The 17,854-nt window shown below is 51.7% G+C and carries 24 protein-coding genes, 1 tRNA gene and 1 riboswitch; of the genes, 19 read left to right on the top strand and 6 right to left on the bottom strand.

Features of this window, described 5'->3' with window-relative positions; genetic code table 11:
* Window positions 1–34: 34 nt before the first annotated feature.
* Complete coding sequence (locus ACVX3G_RS16025; protein ID WP_011230348.1) at window positions 35–754, bottom strand: BMQ_0737 family morphogenetic spore coat protein; 720 nt, start codon at window positions 752–754, stop codon at window positions 35–37.
* Window positions 755–908: 154 nt separating this feature from the next.
* Here ACVX3G_RS16025 and ACVX3G_RS16020 point away from each other — a divergent pair, with 154 nt between their 5' ends.
* The 11 genes from ACVX3G_RS16020 (at window position 909) to ACVX3G_RS15970 (ending at window position 6,173) form a co-directional block, all read left to right on the top strand.
* Window positions 909–1,244, top strand: coding sequence for a spore coat protein (locus tag ACVX3G_RS16020; RefSeq protein WP_014195191.1), 336 nt, complete (start codon window positions 909–911; stop codon window positions 1,242–1,244).
* Between the two features lie 383 nt (window positions 1,245–1,627).
* Window positions 1,628–1,858, top strand: a complete 231-nt coding sequence (locus tag ACVX3G_RS16015) for a hypothetical protein (protein WP_011230350.1) — start codon at window positions 1,628–1,630, stop codon at window positions 1,856–1,858.
* Between the two features lie 27 nt (window positions 1,859–1,885).
* Window positions 1,886–2,089: a hypothetical protein gene (locus tag ACVX3G_RS16010; protein ID WP_011230351.1), complete on the top strand. Its 204-nt coding sequence runs from the start codon at window positions 1,886–1,888 to the stop codon at window positions 2,087–2,089.
* 158 nt (window positions 2,090–2,247) lie between these two features.
* Entirely contained in the window at window positions 2,248–2,454 is a 207-nt protein-coding gene (locus ACVX3G_RS16005) for a DUF1657 domain-containing protein (protein WP_011230352.1), read from the top strand.
* Between the two features lie 97 nt (window positions 2,455–2,551).
* Window positions 2,552–3,028 (top strand): YhcN/YlaJ family sporulation lipoprotein, encoded by a 477-nt coding sequence (locus ACVX3G_RS16000; RefSeq protein ID WP_033005017.1) that lies wholly within the window; start codon window positions 2,552–2,554, stop codon window positions 3,026–3,028.
* 11 nt (window positions 3,029–3,039) lie between these two features.
* Window positions 3,040–3,519, top strand: a complete 480-nt coding sequence (gene spoVAC / locus ACVX3G_RS15995) for a stage V sporulation protein AC (protein ID WP_011230354.1) — start codon at window positions 3,040–3,042, stop codon at window positions 3,517–3,519.
* A complete protein-coding gene (gene spoVAD / locus ACVX3G_RS15990; protein ID WP_479454554.1) occupies window positions 3,519–4,532 on the top strand; it encodes a stage V sporulation protein AD in 1,014 nt (337 codons plus the stop codon). Before spoVAC ends, spoVAD begins: the two co-directional genes overlap by 1 nt.
* 1 nt (window position 4,533) lies before the next feature.
* Window positions 4,534–4,890 carry a stage V sporulation protein AE gene (gene spoVAE, locus ACVX3G_RS15985; protein WP_013146042.1) on the top strand — a complete coding sequence of 119 codons (357 nt, stop codon included), beginning with the start codon at window positions 4,534–4,536 and terminating at the stop codon, window positions 4,888–4,890.
* A gap of 12 nt (window positions 4,891–4,902) precedes the next feature.
* Complete coding sequence (locus ACVX3G_RS15980; RefSeq protein ID WP_011230357.1) at window positions 4,903–5,109, top strand: DUF1657 domain-containing protein; 207 nt, start codon at window positions 4,903–4,905, stop codon at window positions 5,107–5,109.
* A 12-nt stretch (window positions 5,110–5,121) separates the two neighbouring features.
* Window positions 5,122–5,982, top strand: coding sequence for a DUF421 domain-containing protein (locus tag ACVX3G_RS15975; protein ID WP_289651980.1), 861 nt, complete (start codon window positions 5,122–5,124; stop codon window positions 5,980–5,982).
* A gap of 20 nt (window positions 5,983–6,002) precedes the next feature.
* Complete coding sequence (locus ACVX3G_RS15970) at window positions 6,003–6,173, top strand: hypothetical protein (protein ID WP_237419956.1); 171 nt, start codon at window positions 6,003–6,005, stop codon at window positions 6,171–6,173.
* A gap of 138 nt (window positions 6,174–6,311) precedes the next feature.
* Here ACVX3G_RS15970 and ACVX3G_RS15965 read toward each other — a convergent pair whose 3' ends face one another.
* Window positions 6,312–6,632 carry a thioredoxin family protein gene (locus tag ACVX3G_RS15965; protein ID WP_289668035.1) on the bottom strand — a complete coding sequence of 107 codons (321 nt, stop codon included), beginning with the start codon at window positions 6,630–6,632 and terminating at the stop codon, window positions 6,312–6,314.
* A 127-nt stretch (window positions 6,633–6,759) separates the two neighbouring features.
* Between ACVX3G_RS15965 and ACVX3G_RS15960 the strand changes: the two genes are divergently transcribed.
* The 3 genes from ACVX3G_RS15960 to spoVIF all read left to right on the top strand — a co-directional run bounded on the left by ACVX3G_RS15960 (window position 6,760) and on the right by spoVIF (window position 7,585).
* The gene (locus tag ACVX3G_RS15960) at window positions 6,760–6,996 is read left to right on the top strand and encodes a hypothetical protein (protein WP_011230361.1); all 237 of its coding nucleotides are present in this window, start codon (window positions 6,760–6,762) and stop codon (window positions 6,994–6,996) included.
* 76 nt (window positions 6,997–7,072) lie between these two features.
* Window positions 7,073–7,201, top strand: coding sequence for a YjcZ family sporulation protein (locus ACVX3G_RS15955; protein WP_013146038.1), 129 nt, complete (start codon window positions 7,073–7,075; stop codon window positions 7,199–7,201).
* Between the two features lie 126 nt (window positions 7,202–7,327).
* A complete protein-coding gene (spoVIF, locus tag ACVX3G_RS15950) occupies window positions 7,328–7,585 on the top strand; it encodes a sporulation-specific transcription regulator SpoVIF (protein ID WP_011230363.1) in 258 nt (85 codons plus the stop codon).
* Window positions 7,586–7,702: 117 nt separating this feature from the next.
* Here the strand turns inward: spoVIF and ACVX3G_RS15945 are convergent, their stop codons facing one another.
* The 3 genes from ACVX3G_RS15945 to ACVX3G_RS15935 all read right to left on the bottom strand — a co-directional run bounded on the left by ACVX3G_RS15945 (window position 7,703) and on the right by ACVX3G_RS15935 (window position 9,487).
* Window positions 7,703–8,137: a GNAT family N-acetyltransferase gene (locus ACVX3G_RS15945; RefSeq protein ID WP_011230364.1), complete on the bottom strand. Its 435-nt coding sequence runs from the start codon at window positions 8,135–8,137 to the stop codon at window positions 7,703–7,705.
* A 1-nt stretch (window position 8,138) separates the two neighbouring features.
* Complete coding sequence (locus tag ACVX3G_RS15940) at window positions 8,139–8,660, bottom strand: YjcG family protein (RefSeq protein WP_011230365.1); 522 nt, start codon at window positions 8,658–8,660, stop codon at window positions 8,139–8,141.
* 98 nt (window positions 8,661–8,758) lie between these two features.
* Window positions 8,759–9,487, bottom strand: coding sequence for an alpha/beta hydrolase (locus ACVX3G_RS15935; RefSeq protein WP_011230366.1), 729 nt, complete (start codon window positions 9,485–9,487; stop codon window positions 8,759–8,761).
* Window positions 9,488–9,673: 186 nt separating this feature from the next.
* A riboswitch (SAM riboswitch) is annotated at window positions 9,674–9,784 on the top strand.
* 201 nt (window positions 9,785–9,985) lie between these two features.
* Here ACVX3G_RS15935 and ACVX3G_RS15930 point away from each other — a divergent pair.
* Window positions 9,986–11,089, top strand: coding sequence for a methionine biosynthesis PLP-dependent protein (locus ACVX3G_RS15930; protein WP_011230367.1), 1,104 nt, complete (start codon window positions 9,986–9,988; stop codon window positions 11,087–11,089).
* Window positions 11,090–11,092: 3 nt separating this feature from the next.
* Window positions 11,093–12,271 (top strand): cystathionine beta-lyase, encoded by a 1,179-nt coding sequence (gene metC / locus ACVX3G_RS15925; RefSeq protein ID WP_014195198.1) that lies wholly within the window; start codon window positions 11,093–11,095, stop codon window positions 12,269–12,271.
* Window positions 12,272–12,309: 38 nt separating this feature from the next.
* Here the strand turns inward: metC and ACVX3G_RS15920 are convergent, their stop codons facing one another.
* Complete coding sequence (locus ACVX3G_RS15920; protein WP_231293763.1) at window positions 12,310–13,254, bottom strand: HD-GYP domain-containing protein; 945 nt, start codon at window positions 13,252–13,254, stop codon at window positions 12,310–12,312.
* A gap of 252 nt (window positions 13,255–13,506) precedes the next feature.
* Here ACVX3G_RS15920 and ACVX3G_RS15915 point away from each other — a divergent pair.
* The 3 genes from ACVX3G_RS15915 (at window position 13,507) to hsdR (ending at window position 17,852) form a co-directional block, all read left to right on the top strand.
* Window positions 13,507–13,579, top strand: a tRNA-Val gene (locus tag ACVX3G_RS15915).
* A gap of 278 nt (window positions 13,580–13,857) precedes the next feature.
* The gene (locus ACVX3G_RS15910) at window positions 13,858–14,403 is read left to right on the top strand and encodes a P-loop nucleotide/nucleoside kinase family protein (RefSeq protein WP_014195200.1); all 546 of its coding nucleotides are present in this window, start codon (window positions 13,858–13,860) and stop codon (window positions 14,401–14,403) included.
* A gap of 206 nt (window positions 14,404–14,609) precedes the next feature.
* A complete protein-coding gene (gene hsdR / locus ACVX3G_RS15905; RefSeq protein WP_041470280.1) occupies window positions 14,610–17,852 on the top strand; it encodes a type I restriction-modification system endonuclease in 3,243 nt (1,080 codons plus the stop codon).
* Window positions 17,853–17,854 lie beyond the last annotated feature (2 nt).

Here is a 17,854-nt window from a genome sequence, read left to right as displayed (position 1 = left end):
GTTGTTGGAACAACAGCCTGAACGGTGCAGGACGCTACATGGCCGGGAATACGTCCGGGCATTGCGGCGGGAATTTGGTTGTCGGGCAAAGCACGGCTTCGGCCAATTCTTCGCGCGGTTGGCAGAAACGAGCTTCGACTTCGATTTTGACATCAGCTTCCACTTGGACTTCAAGGCATAAGGTGATGGAAACATCAAGTTGTGCAAAGTTGTCTGTGCAGACTAGGCTCGTGTCGCATTCGAAGAACGAAATATGGCAGTTGAGCTGCGTGCCTTCTGGGGCGCACAAGATGAACGTTTGTGCTGTAGCGAACGGAATTGGTTTCGATTGGCAAATGACCGTGCCGGCTGGGCTGACAATTTGCACGACGACATGCCCTTTGATGAGCGCTTTGACTTTTTGCAGCGTCACCGTTTCCCCAGAAGGAAGGGTGACGTTTACGGACTGCCGGCCGTTTGGCTGCGTAATTTCCTGGCAAATCAATGCGTCCTGGTCAACGACCGAGTCGATCGGGTTTCCGTCGGCGTCTGTCAGGAAGCAACGGATCGTCAAGTGTTGCGGGTTTGTATGTTGCGCTCCCAAAAAATCGCAAATCGTTCCTTCCCGCTGGCAGTGGTCCATCGGGAAAATCGCTTCCAAATCCTCGCCGCTGAAGCTTCGCAATGGCACATCGACTTGGCGCGTCACCCAGTCGTAAATTTTGCGCGTTCTGATGCATACTCTTTCTGTATCGCGACGGTGATGATGACCCATTTTCTTCGTTCCTCCTATCGTTCAGTTGTTCCCCAACGCCTGGTGGTTTGGGACTACTGTATACTATGGAACGGCTTAGGTAAATGTGTTGGGACAGATGCGGATTTTTTGCTGGTGGGTGCAGACAACGATGAATCAAAGGAGGAGATGTCGAATGATGAAAGACAAACATGGGGCGATGAATGAAGAGAGAAGGGGGACAGGTGAACAGCGGCTTGCTGAGCGAATGGCTGAACTGGAGCGCCGGCTGAAAGAGGTGGAAGCCGAAAACATTGTGTTAAAGGAACTGGCTTACCAAAGCGCCAAGCGCTACGAGCAGCTCAAACAGCTGGCGAAGGAAAATGACGAGCTTCGCCGCCAGCTGCTGCAATCGCCATGGAGCGAAAAAACGGGCAAGGCAGATGAGGACGAACGGCCGGACAGCTGGTTTTTCCGCACACTGAGGCAAGAAAATGCCATCATGCCACACCCGGAGCGAAACGAAAAATGAGAGGCACCCTTGGCTCGCCAAGCCATACAATAGCAGTAGCCGCTCGCTTTTTCTCTCGCCGTTAGACATTGTTTGTTTTTATGCCGTTTCGATTAGAGACGAATCGTACGGAAATGGACTTGAACATAAATTGGTTGATCGGCGAGGGCTACACTTTTTTCGGGATGGAGGGATGAGGAATGAAGAAGCCTACTCCGTCGAAACCGGTGACAAGGGTGCTTTCTTCGACAACGCAGCCTGTGCGGCGTCCGAGCGGATGCGGATGCGGTCGGCCAGCCGTCATCAAGAAGAAATAACGGAAATCTGTGAGAGATGCCTATACTTCGCTTCGCCTCCTTGCATAGTCTAACAGTGCAACTAGGCGAAAGGAAGGAGGGAAGGGCATGTCGGATCGGAAAAAAGCGAAAGTGATTCATGTCGATAAATTGATCATTCATGCCGATGACATCGTCATTATGCCGCGCGGCCGCATCCGCGATCCATGGTTGTTCCCGCACCGCGATGATACGGAAATGGAAGCCGTTGAAGATGTGCGGGACCGGGATAAGGAAGAACATGGTGAAGGAGGCCATGATCGAAACGAAGGAGAACGGAGACCGTTCTCGTGGATCTAGCCATAAAGCAAATGGGGGACGCAAACGGTGGAGCGTTTTAAAAATTACGGGCTTTGGCTGGCAATCGGATCGTTTGCCGTGATTGCGCTTGAGACATTCGGCGTCGACATTGATCTTGGCAAATATGAACAACTGTACCATGCCTTCTTAAGCATTTTGGTGATGGCCGGTATTTTAAACAACCCGTCGCTCGGCCGCGGTTATTCCGACAAAGTTGATGACAAGTCGTAAACCGTATGGGCGCCTGCAGAAGGCGCCCTTTTCGTGCCCGGAAAGGCTGGAAAGGCGGGAGAACGTTTTGCAGAAAATGACAATTATAATTTGGCGGCGAAAAACCATTCTAAACATTGTCACCACCAATCTTACACCATATAAGGAGGACATGAATCATGACGGTTGCAACACAAGTGAAACAAACATTGGCGGGGTTAAAATCGGCTCAAGCGAGCTTCGAAACGTTTGCTTTGCAAACCGAAAACCAAGCCGCGAAACAGCTTTACCAACAAGCTGCCCAACAAACGCAGGCGGTCATTGATTTGGTGAACTCGCGCATGCAAGAAATTCAAAACGAAGAGCCACAATATAAACAACAATAACCTTCGCAGAAGCGAATGGGATGGTTTAGGCGGAAAGGTTGGCACAGCACGCCAACCTTTCCCGACTTGGCGGAAATACATAAAAACGAATGGGTTGATGAAGATGAAAAAATGGTGGTTGGCGGCCGTCGTTGCGATGATCGCGGTCGGCGGCTGCGCCAAAGAAGAAACGGAACAAAAGCAATCGCTGCAAGGGGCAAACCTGCTGAGAACCCAAACGTCCGGGACGGCGAAACATGCGGAGCTGAACCAAGGTCCGGCCGAGCGGGCGGCCAGCTATTTGCGCGGGCGCGACGATGTTCGGGACGTGGTGGCGGTCAACAGCGGGGATCGGTTGCTCATTGCTTATCAAATTCCCCATATGAAGCGGTGGAGTCGAAAACAAATTGAGAAAGACATTGACCAAAAACTGCGCGACCTGTTTCCTGGCTATGACGTTGTTTCCTCGAGCGATTTGAAAATTTTTTGGAAGACGAAGGAATTAAAAGCTAACATGGACAATCGACGCTGGGATGAACGAAAAGTCAATCGGGAAGTCAGGCGCATTGAAAAGCTAAGCAAAGAGCAAACATAAGAGGTGTCATTATGGCGAATGAAAAACGGAAAAAGCTGACCCCGGTTCAGCAGGAATATCATTTATTCGAAAAAGAGCGGGAAACGAAGCGCCCTATCGTTCGCAACTGTGTTTGCGCGTTTCTCGTTGGCGGAATCATTTGCGTGATTGGACAGGCGATCTCTTATTTTTACATGTATTTTTTTGACTTTACCGAGCAAACGGCAGGCAATCCGACGGTGGCGACGATGGTCTTTTTGTCGATGATTTTAACTGGGCTTGGCGTTTATGACCGGATCGCCCAATTCGCTGGGGCGGGAAGCGCCGTGCCGGTGACAGGGTTTGGCAACGCCGTCATCTCGGCGGCGATTGAGCACCGGACGGAAGGATTTGTGTTAGGCGTCGGCTCGAACATGTTCAAGCTCGCCGGATCGGTCATCTTGTTCGGTACGTTTGCCGCCTTTGTTATCGCCCTTGTCAAAACGATTGCGACCCAGTGGGGGGGATTGTAATGCTGAAAGGGCACCGCACATGGGTGTTTGCGAACAAGCCGGCAATCATCGCAACAGCGGCGGTCGGCGGGCCGTTTGAGGCAAACGGCCGCCTCGCGGAAGACTTTGATCTTCTTCACGAAGATTTATGGCTCGGAGAGGAGTCGTACGAGAAGGCGCACCGCGTGCTCATGGAGGAAGCAGCGTTTCAGGCGATGGAAAAAGCCGGCCTAGAGAAAGAAAAAGTGCAATTTCTCATCGCCGGCGACTTGATCAACCAAATGACCCCGACAAGCTTTGCTGCCCGAACGCTCGGCATGCCGTATCTCGGTGTTTTTGGCGCCTGTTCCACTTCGATGGAAGGGCTGGCGCTAAGCGCTTTTATTACCAACTACGGCGGGGCAGATTATATATTAACCGGAGCCTCAAGCCACAACGCTGCCGTCGAAAAACAGTTTCGTTACCCGACGGAATACGGCGGGCAAAAGCCGCCGACGGCGCAGTGGACAGTAACGGGAGCTGGCGTGGCGATCGTCAGCCCGAAAGGGGACGGGCCGCGCGTGACCGCGGCGACGATCGGCCGCGTTGTGGATATGGGGCTTGCCGACCCGTTCAACATGGGTGGAGCGATGGCGCCGGCGGCGGTCGATACGATTGAGGCGCATTTGCGCGACATGCAAATCGATGCATCGTATTACGATTTGATCGTCACCGGCGATCTAGGGCGAATCGGACGCCAAGTCTCCCTTGACTTGCTGCGTCAGCACGGCATTGACATTGATGAAGAGTGCTACCAAGATTGCGGGCTGCTCATTTACCGCGATGGGCAGCCGGTTTTGTCCGGCGCAAGTGGGGCGGCTTGTTCCGCTGTCGTCGTTTACGGGCATCTCATCAAACGGATGCGGCGCGGCGAGCTGAAGCGCATTTTGGCAGTCGCGACAGGAGCGCTATTGTCGCCGCTATCGTTCCAGCAAAACGAGACGATTCCATGCATCGCCCACGCGGTGGCGATCGAGTATGGAGGTGAGGCGTAGCGTGTTGGCTATGTTTTTTTGGGCGTTTGTCGTCGGCGGGCTGATTTGCGTGATCGGGCAAATTTTGATGGATGTGTTTAAACTGACACCTGCGCATACGTTGACGATTCTCGTCGTCGTCGGGGCGATTTTGGATGGATTCGGTTTGTATGAGCCACTCATTGATTTTGCCGGCGCCGGGGCGACGATTCCGATTACGAGCTTTGGAAACGCGCTCGTTCACGGCGCGATGCAAGAGGCGGAAAAACACGGCATTATCGGCGTATTGACCGGCATGTTTGAAGTGACGAGCGCCGGCATCTCAGCGGCGATCGTCTTTGGGTTTATCGGGGCGCTCTTGTTCCGCCCGAAAGGATAGGAGGGATCTTCCATGACCGTTGCTTCGCAGGTGAAACAAACGTTGGCGAGCTTAAAAGGCATTCACGCTGGGCTGCAACAGCTGGCGCTCACTTCCCAGGATGAAACGGCGCAGCGGACGTTTCATGAAGCGATGCTTGCGACAGAGGAGATCATCGCGGACATCAAAGACCGGATCGGCCGGCTCGAGTTCGAAGAGCCGCAATACCACGGAAAGTAAGGAGCATGATCGATGCCTATATGGTTAGAAACCGCCATTCGTTCGATTTGCATTTTAATCGGGTTGTTTGTTATCACCCGCATTCTCGGCAAAAAGCAATTATCAAAATTGTCGTTTTTTGAATACATCGTCGGCATTACCGTCGGCGATATCGCTGGAACGATGTCGGTCGATTTAGGAATTTCGTTGCAAGAAGGCATCACCAGCATTTTGATTTGGTCGCTGTTTCCAGTGGCTGTCGCTCGTCTCTCGCTGCGCAACAAGAAATTTCGCGATTTTGTCGAGGGCAATTCCACGGTTTTTATTAAAAACGGCAAAATTTTAGAGGAAAACTTGAAACGGGAGAAATATACGGTTGACGAGCTGCTCGAACAGCTGCGCAAAAAAGATGTGTTCCGCGTCGCCGACGTCGAGTTTGCGGTGCTTGAGCCAAACGGCGACTTGAACGTGTTGCTGAAGCGGGAAAAGCAGCCGCTCACCGTCGGAGATGTGTTCCCAAACCCACCGCGGGAAAAAGAGCCGCAAACGGTCATTATGGACGGCATGATTTTGGATGAGCCACTCGCTACGATGGGGCTTGGCCGCGGCTGGCTGAAGGAACAGCTTGACAAACAAGGAGTGGCAGTGGAAAACGTCTTTCTTGCCCAAGTGGATTCGTATGGGCAGCTGACGGTCGATTTGTATGACGACAAAATTCAAGTGGCGGAACCGCAAGAGAAAAAGCTGCTGTTGGCTGCGATGAAAAAAGTGCAAGCTGATTTCGAATTGTACGCACTGCAAACCGATTCGCAAGAGGCAAAAGTGCTCTATGAAAAACAGGCGGCAAAAATGACGGAGCTCATTCAAAAAGTCGAGCCGCTGCTGCGAAACTAACGTTGAGGAGGACAAAAACAATGGAAAACAAACGAACGAAAACAACCGATGAGGAAATCCAAATCCAATTAAAAACGAACGGCCGTCCGGAGCGAACGCGGACGACCGATGAGGAAATTTCGATTGAATTGATGTTTGATAATCCGCAATTGACGCGCCAGCAGAAAGATTATGACGAGATTGAATACTAAGTCTGCCGTCTGGGTGTGTACGGGCACGTGTGGAAAATACAATCAAATACGCTCTGGAGTGAAAACCGCCGCCCGAAGCGTGGGCGGCGGTTTTCATGCCGTGCCTTAGGCAGAGCCGTGGGAGGCGCGGCAGGGCTATCAAGCCGGCAGCGATTGCAAAAAGGCGCGCACTTCTTCCGGCGTTTTCGCATCAGCGCTATGCAGATGGGCGATTTTTTCCCCGTTTCGGAACACAAGAAGACTTGGAATGCCAAGCACTTGGTACTTCTCACCAATATCTGGAAACTGATCTCGGTCGATTTCGAACCAGTCGTACTGCCCGTAATCGCGGATGATGTCATCGATGAACATGTTCAGGCGCACGCAGTCTGGACACCAAGTTGTGTAAAACTTCATAATCGCTGGCTTATCGCCGGAAATGGCCGCCTCGAATTGCTCCACTGTTTCAATGCGTTTCACATTCGTTTCCTCCCTTTCATGTTGACGTTCATCTTTACTTTATCATATGGCAAGGCAAAAAAAGAACGGGGATGCCTTCACCTCGGGCAGTCGTTTTTGCATACAACAGTAAGAAAGGGGGGAAAGTGTGAGCAAAGAACTGGAAAAGGCGCTCGAAGGTTGGGTTGCGTCACGCAAAGAAGGGCATGAAACGTTCATCCGCCTGTTTGAACAATGGGGAAAGGACTTTAACAAACAGTTGCAAGAAATCGAAAAATTGAACAATGGATTTTTAAAAAGTGTGCAAGGCAACTTAGACTACATCGAGCAATGGTTTGCGAAAAAGGAGCGGGAATTTGCCGAGCTGTTCCGCCGATTTGGATGACAAAATGGCCTTTGCGCCCATACGCCCCGCTAAGCCGGTGAATACGATACAGTAAACGGAGAAGGAGGTGCACATTATGATGGGCTTCTGCGGTTATGGTTATCCTTACGGCTACGGCTATGGCGGTGGCTATGGCGGTGGCTTTGTGCTGATTGTCGTGTTGTTCATTTTGTTGATTATTGTCGGCGCGGCATTTGTCGCCTAACGGAAAAAGCGAAAGGGGTACGGGCCGTTTCGGCGCCACGGAGCGGCTCGTATTTTTCTTTCCCTAATTTGATGCACGCCGAGGCGGGAGCATCATACGATATAGCAGGGAGAAGGAGGCGGAACGATGGATCAGCAATTTTTTAAAAACATCGAAAAGAAAACAGGTGTCAATATGAAAGACGTTTTTGAGCTCGCCAACTCGCTGCAAAACGCCAATTTCAGCGATGAAAAAACGGTGCGCCAAGTGGTGAAGCGGGTGGCGCAAATTGCCAACCGGAAAGTGCCAAAAGAACTTGAGGATCAAATCGTCAAGGCGATCGTCCATAACGGCAAGCAAATTGATTTCAATACGATCGCCAATATGCTGAACAACAAAAAGTAAGCAAAAGGGAGCTTGCGTGCGCACAGCTCCCTTTTGCTCTGCTTGGCTCAGGAGAGCGAAACGATGTTCGATGATCCCAAGCCTTGGATCAGTGTAGACGAGGCTGTTCTATGGCCATCATTCGAGCGATTTCACCATCGTGACATGTGGGATGCCGGCGTCCATAAAGACGCCGGAGACGGTCGTATAGCCGAGCTTTTGGTAAAACGGTTCTGCGTGCGTCTGGGCGTTCAGTTTCGCCGTTTTCGCCCCTTTTGTTTTCGCCAGCTGTTCGATCGCTTCCATCACCATCCGTCCGGCGCCGCGGCCGCGGTAGGACGGCAGGACGCAAATGCGCTCGATTTTGCCGACGCCTTCGTCAATGAAACGGAGTCGCCCAGCACCCACCGGTGTTTGGCCATCATACAGGACGAGGTGGAACGAGTCGTCCTCGAATGCGTCGATTTCCTCGTCTTCCGGCACGTTTTGCTCCTCAATGAATACGAGCCGGCGGACGCGCAAGGCGTCTTCGTACAAAGCGCGATCTTGCGTTGTGCCAATCGCAATGTTCATCTCAGACCGTTTCCTTTCCTCCGACGATAAACGTTTCATAGACGGTCCACGAGCCGTTTTCCAGCTGATAGAGAAGATGGAAGCGGTCGACGGTCTCCTCGAAGTGCACATCTTGCAGCTTCAGCTGGCTGTAGACGTCCGCATATTCTGCGCCCGGCAAATCGCGGCCGATCGTAATGTGAGGCACGAACACAAACTCCGGCTTTCCGGCGAACAAGCCGCTGTGCAGTTGTTCATGAAGGCGCTCGAGCACGTCGTTTGGTTCCACCTTCAAATAAATGATGTTGCTTGTCGGGTAAAACGAGCTGAATTTCGTCACTTTGATCGGAATGGGAGGTGTTTCCGCCGCAATGCGGCGCAACTCTTTCGCCATTTTTTTTATTTGCTCCTCATCCGCTTCAAATGGGTATTTCAGCGTAATATGCGGCGGGATGAGGGCGTAATGGCTGTCGTACCGTTTCCGGTACGAGTTGGCGAAGTCCTGAATCCGTTTTGGCGGAAAGATCACAATGCCGTACTTCATTTTGTTTTCCCTCCTTGAACCAGTTCTTTTTCCATGCACAGGAAACGCACGGAATGGATGCGGCGGCTTCGACATCTTTGAAGTTGCTCCGTTTTGTCCTATAATGATAAAACAGCGGCTACGGCCCGGGGTACATCCGGCTGCCAATACGTCCACGCATGGCCGCCTTCGAACTCATGGTACGTATAAGCAAACCGTTTTTCCATAAACAAGTCCCGCGCCATTCGATTCGGGGTGATAAAATCGCGCACATGGCCATCCGTCGTTTTCACCGCTGTTTCCTCTGTGCCAACAGAATGGTAAAGCGAAAGGAGCGATGGATCGCGGAATGAGCGGATGCGCGCCAATACCGAGTCATCGATATAGGGGGACTGCATGGCGATTTTCCCAAATGTATGCGGATACAACAACCCGGCTAGAAGCGACACCGTTCCGCCGAGCGAATCGCCGATCAGCGCCCGGCCTTTGCCCATTTGGTATGTCGGCAGTTCGCGGTCCAAAAACGGGACGAGCTCATGGGCTAAAAAACGAAGGTATGCTTCGTGCTTTCGTCCTTCCGGGTGGTATTTCTCGTAGCGGTCGTTGACGTTCCGATACGGGATGCCGACGACGATCGTCCGGTCGATTGTTCCTTCTTCCATCAGCGTTTCGATGACGGTTTTCATTTTTCCATACATAAAATAATCTTTGCCGTCTTGCGCGATTAATAAAGAATATTTGTAAAGCGGCGAAAAATTGCTTGGCAAGTAGATGAGCAGTTCGATTTCTTCTTGCAGCTCTCCGCTGTACAACTTGCAGTCGCGCATCGTTCCTGTTGCTGTCGCCATGACCATCCTCCATGAAAGCGTAAGTTCATCTGTTATTGTAACATATTTGCGCCCAAAGATGTTAATGAAGGGCTCGAATTTTTCGCGAATTTGCCGAATCGCACCGCTGACAAAAAAATGGCTTGCAAAAACGTGGGGAATGCGTTACATTTTTATTAAATTTAAAAAAATTGAATACGCGTCCCATTCTTATCAAGAGAAGCGGAGGGAACTGGCCCAATGAAGCTTCAGCAACCAGCCGCCCGACGGCCAGGTGCTAAATCCAGCGAATTGAGCATTCAATTCGGCAGATAAGAAGAAGCATGACCCCATGTGTATGGAAAAGTCTTCTTCTTAGAAGACTTTTTTTATTTATTCAAGCGGCCGCTTCCATCAACCGCGAGGCGGTTTCGGACGAAGGCGCTTGGCCGCTGCCCAACGGACAGTGGTGCTTCGTTGGGCATTAAGTGGTCGGCCGTTGATCCATGATGGAATTTTCAGCAGAAGGAGAGAGATGAGATGGAGAAACTGGAGACGTTGTTAGCGCAAATTGGCAACCGGAGCGAAACGGTGACGGGGACGGTCAACCCGCCGGTTTATTTTTCCACCGCCTACCGCCATGCCGGCATCGGAGAGTCGACTGGGTTTGACTACATCCGCACCGGCAACCCCACGCGCAAAATCGTCGAAGAAGCAATCGCGAGACTGGAAGGTGGCGACCAAGGCTATGCGTTCAGCTCCGGCATGGCCGCCATTCAGACGGTGCTCGCCTTGTTTGAGAGCGGAGATGAGTTTCTCGTATCGGCCGACCTTTACGGCGGCACGTACCGCCTGTTTGAGCGCGGCTGGCGCAAGTATGGTCTTGGATTCCATTACGTCGATTTTGCTGATCTCGCTGCGGTGGAAGCGTGTATCACCGAAAAAACGAAAGCGATTTTCCTGGAAACACCGACGAACCCGCTTATGCATGAGACCGATATCCGCGCCGTCTCCGAATTCGCCAAGCGGCATGGGCTTTTGTTGATCGTTGACAACACGTTTTATACACCGGTGCTTCAACGCCCGATCGAACAAGGCGCCGATATTGTCATCCACAGCGCCACGAAATATTTAGGCGGCCATAACGACGTGTTGGCTGGCCTTGTCGTCGCCAAGGGCGAGGAGCTCTGTCAACGCCTGGCCGAGTATCAGAACGCCATCGGCGCGGTTTTGTCGCCGTTTGATTCGTGGCTGTTGATTCGCGGGATGAAAACGCTGGCGCTAAGGATGCGCCAGCATGAAGAAAACGCCAAGCGCATCAGCGCCTTTTTGCGCGAACATGAAGATGTTACAGACGTCTTATATCCAGGAAGAGGCGGGATGCTGTCGTTCCGGATTGCCGATGAAAAGTGGGTGAACGGGTTTTTAAAAAGCTTGCGCCTCATTACGTTCGCGGAAAGCCTGGGCGGAGTCGAAAGCTTTATTACGTACCCAGCGACGCAGACGCATGCGGACATTCCTGAGGAAATCCGCATCCAAAACGGTATTTGCAACCGGCTGCTCCGTTTCTCGGTCGGCATTGAGCACGCTGACGATTTGATCGCCGATTTGGCGCAGGCATTGAAAAACATGAAAGAGGTGTAAGCGATGGAACAGGAATGGGCGTTTTCGACGAAACTGCTCCATAACGAATGGAAAGTCGACCGCGCAACCGGGGCGGTGAGCGTGCCGATCCAGCACGCCTCCACGTTCCATCAGTTCGATTTCGATTCATTCGGCAAATACGACTACAGCCGCTCCAGCAACCCGACGCGCGAGGCGCTTGAGGAAACGATCGCGGCGTTAGAAGGCGGCGTGCGCGGATTCGCCTTCGCTTCTGGCATGGCCGCCATTTCAACGGCGTTTTTGCTTCTCTCAAAAGGCGACCACGTGCTCGTGACCGAAGACGTCTACGGCGGCACGTACCGGATGATTACGGAGGTGCTCGGCCGCTTTGGCATTGACTATACGTTTGTCGATATGACCGATTTAAACGCAGTGGCGGAAAACATCCGGCCGAACACGAAAGTCATTTATATGGAAACGCCGTCCAATCCATTGTTAAAAGTGACCGATATTCAAGGCGTCGTCAAGTTGGCGAAGGCGCATGGCTGTTTGACATTCTTGGATAATACGTTCATGACGCCGGCGTTGCAGCGGCCGCTTGATCTTGGAGTCGATGTCGTCCTTCACAGCGCCACGAAATTTTTAGCCGGCCATAGCGACGTCGTCGCCGGGCTGGCGGTCGTGAAAGACGAGGAATTGGGAAAAGAATTGTACAAACTGCAAAACGCGTTTGGCGCCGTCCTTGGCGTCCAAGATGCGTGGCTTGTGCTGCGGGGATTAAAAACGCTCCACGTTCGGCTGAAGCAGTCGTCTGAATCAGCGGCCGCCATCGCCAAGTATTTGGCTTGTCATCCAAAGGTCGAAGAAGTGTATTATCCGGGGCTGGAGAACCACCCAGGCCATGACATCCAGCGCCATCAGGCGGCCGGGTTTGGCGCTGTGCTGTCGTTCCGTTTAGCCGATGAAGAAGCGGCTCGGACGTTCGTCCGAAACGTCCGCTTGCCGGTGTTTGCTGTCAGCCTTGGGGCGGTCGAGTCAATTTTATCGCACCCAGCGAAAATGTCGCATGCGGCGATGCCAAAAGAAGAGAGGCTCCGGCGCGGCATTACCGACGGCTTGTTGCGGCTGAGCGTCGGGCTGGAAGATGTGAACGATTTGATCGCCGATTTCGAGCAGGCGCTGTCGTTTGTGAAAGAGCGGCCGTCAGTTTCAACGCCATAGCAATCAGCCCGCCAAGCCTTCAAAGCTTGGCGGGCGGGTCAAGATGCCGCTGAGGTTGACAACAGCTTCTCCTCTTGTAAGTGTTTCAAAAAGAGGTCGACGAGTTCGCTGTCCCACTGCGTTCCCTTTCCTTTTCTCAAGATGTCCGCCGCTTGACGAATATCCATGCCTTTTCGGTACGGGCGATCGGAAGTCATGGCGTCAAACGCATCGGCCACGGCGATGATTTTGCCAAACAACGGAATCTCGTCGCCTGCTAAGCCATCCGGATATCCCTTGCCATCGATGCGTTCGTGATGGGAGCGTATGCCGGCTAGAAGCGGTTCGATCGGTTCGATCGGCCTGACTTCCCGCAAAATGGCCTCCCCAAGGGCGGGGTGTTTTTTGATCCGGGCAAATTCATCATCGCTTAGCTTTCCCACTTTAAGCAAAATGGCATCGGGAACGCCGATCTTTCCGATGTCATGCAGTAGAGCGGAACGATACAAGGCATCAAGCTGTTCATTCGGAAGGGAAAGCTTTTCCCCAATCGCGAGTGCGTAACGGGCCACGCGCAGCGAGTGCCCAGCTGTATAAGGATCGCGGGCGTCAAGCGCCGCTGTCAAGACGGTGATGAAACTGTTAAGCAGTTCTTTGTTCGTTCGGTCGCGGCGATGCACAGCATCGATCATATGATTGAATCCGCGAAGCAAATCGGCAAATTCATCAGTATACACATTGTGGGCGACGGGTTTATACGTTTCGTTTTCCGCCCGTTTCATATGACTTAACAGCACACTGACCGGCTCATGGATCTCATCGACCAACAAGCGAGTCAAGAAAACGGAAAATGCGATCGAAAACAGCAAAATCACGGTTGCCCAGGGCCAATACGACCAATGGGATGCGCTCGGTCCGGCGAGCGACCATTTGATTTCCGTCGCTAAGCTGAACAATAAGACAGGAAATGTGCTGCTGAACAAGACCGTCAGCTGCAGTTTCATTTTGAGCGGCACCGGAAGCGGCGGGCGTTTTTCATCAATTCCCCCAGCCTTTGCAAGCAAATTCTCGTTTGATAGAACAATCAGAATGTAGAAAAAATACGATGTCGAACCGTTCCAACACGCATTATTCCTTTCGGGGAAGTCACCTTTCCTTTTTTCATCATGAACAGCGATTTTTTTAAAAAAGTTGTTGACAAACAACTTGCCCGTTTATATAATTAAAAATGTGTTCGATAGCGGACAATAAAATATGATTCCGTAGCTCAGCTGGGAGAGCGCCACCTTGACAGGGTGGAGGTCGCTGGTTCGAGCCCAGTCGGAATCATCGAGTGAAATCCCTTGAGCTAGAAGGCTTCAAGGGATTTTTTGTTTATCCCGAATCTGTGACAGAAGTGTATCCAAAATGCTGGGAAGCCCAATCGTGCCGAGACTTCGACTCCATTTCGAATGTTCACCTATTAGGTGAAAAACCCCGAGTGCAATATTTTGTTGATTGATCCAGTTTTCTTGGCAGCTTTGAACGCGTCTTTATCACGGATTCAGGTTTATGTTGTCGTTTTTATTACCACGGGTAATAAAACTATATTGAGCAGGTAAAAAGGGATGCATATGAAAAATCATCAAACAAGAACAGTCTATGTCATATCAGGCCCCGCTGGAGTTGGCAAATCAACAATTTCAACAGCATTGGCGAACAAGTTGGAGCGTAGTGCGTATATTTCCGGCGATGACATCAGCCATATGCATATCAATGGACGGAAAAAACCGTGGGAAAGTAAAGAAGAGCTTTCATTAATTTGGGATAATATTCTAAGTCTTGCAAGAAATTTTGTAAAATACGGCAATGATGTGGTAGTGGATTATATTGCCTTTCCCCAAGAAGCGATATGGTTGTATGAAAATGTAAAGGATTTAAACGTAACGGTTATGTATGTTGTTTTGTGGGCAGATGGGAAAACGTTAAGGCAAAGGGATGAGATGAGGGCCCCCGAGCAACAAATGGGGGAACGCTGCCTCATTTTGCTGAATGAGTTCCATGCATCAGGATTCGATCGAAAGCATCTTTTGGATACTAGCGGGAAACGTAAGGATGACATAGATGAGATGATTGATGAAATCATGAGCAATCAAAGATTTCGAATTGGTTAAAAGATGTTTCATTGGCGCTGCTCTTTCCTTGCCATCGCGAGTTGATTCTCACATCAGCAATGACACTGAGGACAGCAACCGCCCTTGTTCGCTTTTTTATGGTCCTGTCTGGGAACACAAACAGCCCGTTTTCAGCGGGCTTTTTTTCATGATATGATAATGGCAAAAGAAGAAAGTTGCAAAAGAGACAAAGATGAGGGATGGACATGGCGCATAACTTTCAATTTCTAGAAGGAAAATGGGATGTGCTTGCCCGAGTAGGGGAGACGGCCGAGCGGCATGTGCATCAAAACCCAAACGTGGCGATCAGCGAGCTGCGAAAGTTGGCCGAGGCGATGACGAAATACATATTGGCGCTCGAAGGCATTCGCGAAGAGCGCGGCACCGATCAGCAAGACCGCCTCAAGGTGCTGCTGTATGAACAAATCATCCCAAAAGAGATATATGACATCTTCACGATGATCCGCTTAAAAGGCAATCAAGCGGTGCATGATCCCCATTATGGGGACGTGCATGAGGCAAAGACGCTATTGCACATGGCGTTTCGCCTAGCTGTATGGTTTATGGAAGTGTACGGTGACTGGTCGTTCGAAGCTCCCCAGTATCGAGAGCCGCTGCCGCCATCATCTGAATCGACGGATGAACTGAATCGGCTCATCGAATCGTATAAACAGCGGCTTGCCGACTTGGAAGCGGAGCTTTCGCACATCCGCGAGACGGGGCTGTATACGAGTGCCGAGGAAAAACAAAAGCGGCGTGACTATTCGCGGCGGGCGGTGGCGAATTTCGAACTGACTGAGGCAGAGACGCGCCTCATCATCGATGAACAGCTGCGGGCGGCTGGCTGGGAGGCTGATTCGGAAAAACTGCGCTTTGCCAAAGGCGCGCGGCCAGAGAAGGGGCGGAATTTGGCGATTGCCGAATGGCCGCTTCGGCACGGGGTTGCCGATTATGCTCTTTTTATCGGCTTGGAGCTGGTCGGCCTCATTGAAGCGAAACGCGCAAGCAAAGACATCCCCGCCGATATCGAACAGGCAAAACAATACGCCCGTCTCGTTGTGCGCCATGGGCAAGAAGTGATTCACGAGCCGTGGGGGGAGTATTTCGTTCCATTTTTGTTCGCCACCAACGGCCGTCCGTACGTGAAACAGCTTGAACAAAAGTCCGGCATTTGGTTTTTGGACGCCCGGAAATCGACGAACCATCCGCGCCCGCTGCAAGGCTGGTATACGCCGGACGGGTTGAAACAGCTGCTGGAACAAGACATTGAACGATCCGAACAGCGGCTGCGCGATGAGACGTTCGATTATTTGAAACTGCGGCCGTACCAAGTGCGGGCGATTCAGGCTGTTGAGCGGGCGCTTGAAGACAAGCGCCGGAGCGTGCTTGTCGCCATGGCGACGGGAACGGGAAAAACGCGCATGGCGATCGGCTTGATTTACCGCTTGCTCAAAGCGAAACGGTTTCGGCGCATTTTGTTTCTCGTTGATCGAAAAGCGCTCGCCGAACAAGCGGAAGCGGCGTTTAAAGAAAGCCGAATGGAGCACTTTCAGACGTTTGCCGAGATTTACGGTTTGCAGTCGCTGTACGACCAAAAGCCCGATCCGGAGACGAAAGTGCATATCGCCACCGTTCAAGGAATGGTGAAGCGCATTTTTTACAACGATCGTCCCGAAGATGTTCCGCCGATTGACCAGTATGACTGCATCATCGTCGACGAAGCCCACCGCGGCTATACGTTGGATAAAGAAATGAACGAAATCGAGCTGGGGTTTAAAGACCATCGCGATTATGTAAGCAAGTATCGGCAAGTGCTTGATTACTTCGATGCCGTCCGCATCGGTTTGACCGCGACGCCCGCCTTGCATACGACGGACATTTTCGGCCCGCCCGTGTTTACGTATTCGTATCGCGAGGCGGTCATCGACGGGTATTTGGTCGACCATGAGCCGCCGTATCAGTTTGATACGGTGCTGAAACGGGAAGGGATTACGTGGGCGAAAGGAGAGACGGTTGATGTCTACGACGCCGTATCCCATACGGTGTCGCAAGAGTATTTGGAGGATGAACTGAACATTGATGTTTCGCACTTTAACACGAAAGTCGTAACGGAAAGCTTTAACCGCGTCATCATTCGCGAGCTCGTCAACTATATCGCTCCGGATGATGAAGGGAAGACGCTCATTTTTGCCGCGACGGACGATCACGCTGATCTCGTCGTCCGACTGCTGAAAGAAGAATTTGCGCGCGTATACGGAGAGTTCGATGACAATGCGGTCATGAAAATCACCGGATCGATCAAAGACCCGTCAGGAGCGATCCGCAGGTTTAAAAACGAAAAATACCCGACAATCGCGGTGACGGTCGATTTGTTAACGACAGGGGTCGATGTGCCGGCGATTACGAACCTCGTCTTTTTGCGCCGCGTTCGCTCGCGCATTTTGTATGAACAAATGCTCGGCCGGGCGACAAGGCGGTGCGATGAGATTGGGAAAGACCATTTCAACATCTTTGACGCCGTCGGCATTTACGAAACGTTAAAGCCGTATACAAGCATGAAACCGGTCGTCGCCCGCCCGCAGGCGACGCTGACGGAGCTGTTCGATGAACTCGAACCGCTTGAACAGACCGCCCATCTGGAATACCAAAAAGAACAAATCATTGCGAAGATGCAACGGAAAAAGCGGACGTGGTCCGACAGGCAGCACGAAGATTTCCGCGTGCTCTCCGGCGGAAAAACGGTCGATGAATTCATCGACTGGCTGAAATCGCTGCCGTCTGATGAACTGAAAGACGGGCTGAAAGAATATAAATCGATGTTCCGCTATTTGGACGAAAACCGGTACCGCGAGCGCAAGCAATACATTTCCCACCATGAAGACAAGCTGCTTGGCGTCAAACGAGGCTACGGCAATGCGGAAAAACCGGACGACTATTTAGAGGCGTTCGGTGAATTTATCCGCACGAACATGAATAAAATCCCGGCGCTGATGATTGTCTGCCAGCGGCCGTCCGAACTGACGAGGGAAGAGTTGAAACAACTGCGATTGGAACTTGACCGAAGAGGCTTTTCCGAGAAAAAACTGCAGGCGGCATGGCGGGAGGCGAAAAATGAGGACATCGCCGCCGACATTATCGCCTTCATCCGCCAACAGGCGCTCGGCGACCCGCTCATCAGTCATGAAGAACGAATTCGCCGCGCCATGAACGCCATTTACCGGATGAAACCATGGCCGCCGCTGCAAAAGAAATGGCTTGAGCGGATCGAAAAACAGCTGCTGCAAGAATACGTCCTCCATCCCGACCCGGAAAAAGCGTTTGACTACGAACCGTTTAAAAGCCACGGCGGCTTTAAGCAGCTGAACAATATTTTCGGCGGTCAATTGCCGCAAATCGTGCGCGAAATTAATGAAAACTTGTACAACTACGCCAAGAAGGAGCAAGCCTAGAG

The organism is Geobacillus sp. PLS 41 (assembly GCF_056494105.1).
The sequence above is the reverse complement of the archived record's forward strand: the minus strand, read 5'-3'. Positions and strand labels throughout refer to the sequence as shown.

Excerpts from the sequence above, each read along its gene's own strand:
- ACVX3G_RS16025 (WP_011230348.1), bottom strand. The coding sequence starts at position 754 with ATGGGTCATCATCACCGTCGCGATACAGAAAGAGTATGCATCAGAACG.
- ACVX3G_RS16020 (WP_014195191.1), top strand. The coding sequence starts at position 909 with ATGATGAAAGACAAACATGGGGCGATGAATGAAGAGAGAAGGGGGACA.
- ACVX3G_RS16015 (WP_011230350.1), top strand. The coding sequence starts at position 1,628 with ATGTCGGATCGGAAAAAAGCGAAAGTGATTCATGTCGATAAATTGATC.
- ACVX3G_RS16005 (WP_011230352.1), top strand. The coding sequence starts at position 2,248 with ATGACGGTTGCAACACAAGTGAAACAAACATTGGCGGGGTTAAAATCG.
- ACVX3G_RS16000 (WP_033005017.1), top strand. The coding sequence starts at position 2,552 with ATGAAGATGAAAAAATGGTGGTTGGCGGCCGTCGTTGCGATGATCGCG.
- spoVAC (WP_011230354.1), top strand. The coding sequence starts at position 3,040 with ATGGCGAATGAAAAACGGAAAAAGCTGACCCCGGTTCAGCAGGAATAT.
- spoVAD (WP_479454554.1), top strand. The coding sequence starts at position 3,519 with ATGCTGAAAGGGCACCGCACATGGGTGTTTGCGAACAAGCCGGCAATC.
- ACVX3G_RS15980 (WP_011230357.1), top strand. The coding sequence starts at position 4,903 with ATGACCGTTGCTTCGCAGGTGAAACAAACGTTGGCGAGCTTAAAAGGC.
- ACVX3G_RS15975 (WP_289651980.1), top strand. The coding sequence starts at position 5,122 with ATGCCTATATGGTTAGAAACCGCCATTCGTTCGATTTGCATTTTAATC.
- ACVX3G_RS15970 (WP_237419956.1), top strand. The coding sequence starts at position 6,003 with ATGGAAAACAAACGAACGAAAACAACCGATGAGGAAATCCAAATCCAA.
- ACVX3G_RS15955 (WP_013146038.1), top strand. The coding sequence starts at position 7,073 with ATGATGGGCTTCTGCGGTTATGGTTATCCTTACGGCTACGGCTATGGC.
- spoVIF (WP_011230363.1), top strand. The coding sequence starts at position 7,328 with ATGGATCAGCAATTTTTTAAAAACATCGAAAAGAAAACAGGTGTCAAT.
- ACVX3G_RS15945 (WP_011230364.1), bottom strand. The coding sequence starts at position 8,137 with ATGAACATTGCGATTGGCACAACGCAAGATCGCGCTTTGTACGAAGAC.
- ACVX3G_RS15940 (WP_011230365.1), bottom strand. The coding sequence starts at position 8,660 with ATGAAGTACGGCATTGTGATCTTTCCGCCAAAACGGATTCAGGACTTC.
- ACVX3G_RS15935 (WP_011230366.1), bottom strand. The coding sequence starts at position 9,487 with ATGGCGACAGCAACAGGAACGATGCGCGACTGCAAGTTGTACAGCGGA.
- ACVX3G_RS15930 (WP_011230367.1), top strand. The coding sequence starts at position 9,986 with ATGGAGAAACTGGAGACGTTGTTAGCGCAAATTGGCAACCGGAGCGAA.
- metC (WP_014195198.1), top strand. The coding sequence starts at position 11,093 with ATGGAACAGGAATGGGCGTTTTCGACGAAACTGCTCCATAACGAATGG.
- ACVX3G_RS15920 (WP_231293763.1), bottom strand. The coding sequence starts at position 13,254 with ATGAAACTGCAGCTGACGGTCTTGTTCAGCAGCACATTTCCTGTCTTA.
- ACVX3G_RS15910 (WP_014195200.1), top strand. The coding sequence starts at position 13,858 with ATGCATATGAAAAATCATCAAACAAGAACAGTCTATGTCATATCAGGC.
- hsdR (WP_041470280.1), top strand. The coding sequence starts at position 14,610 with ATGGCGCATAACTTTCAATTTCTAGAAGGAAAATGGGATGTGCTTGCC.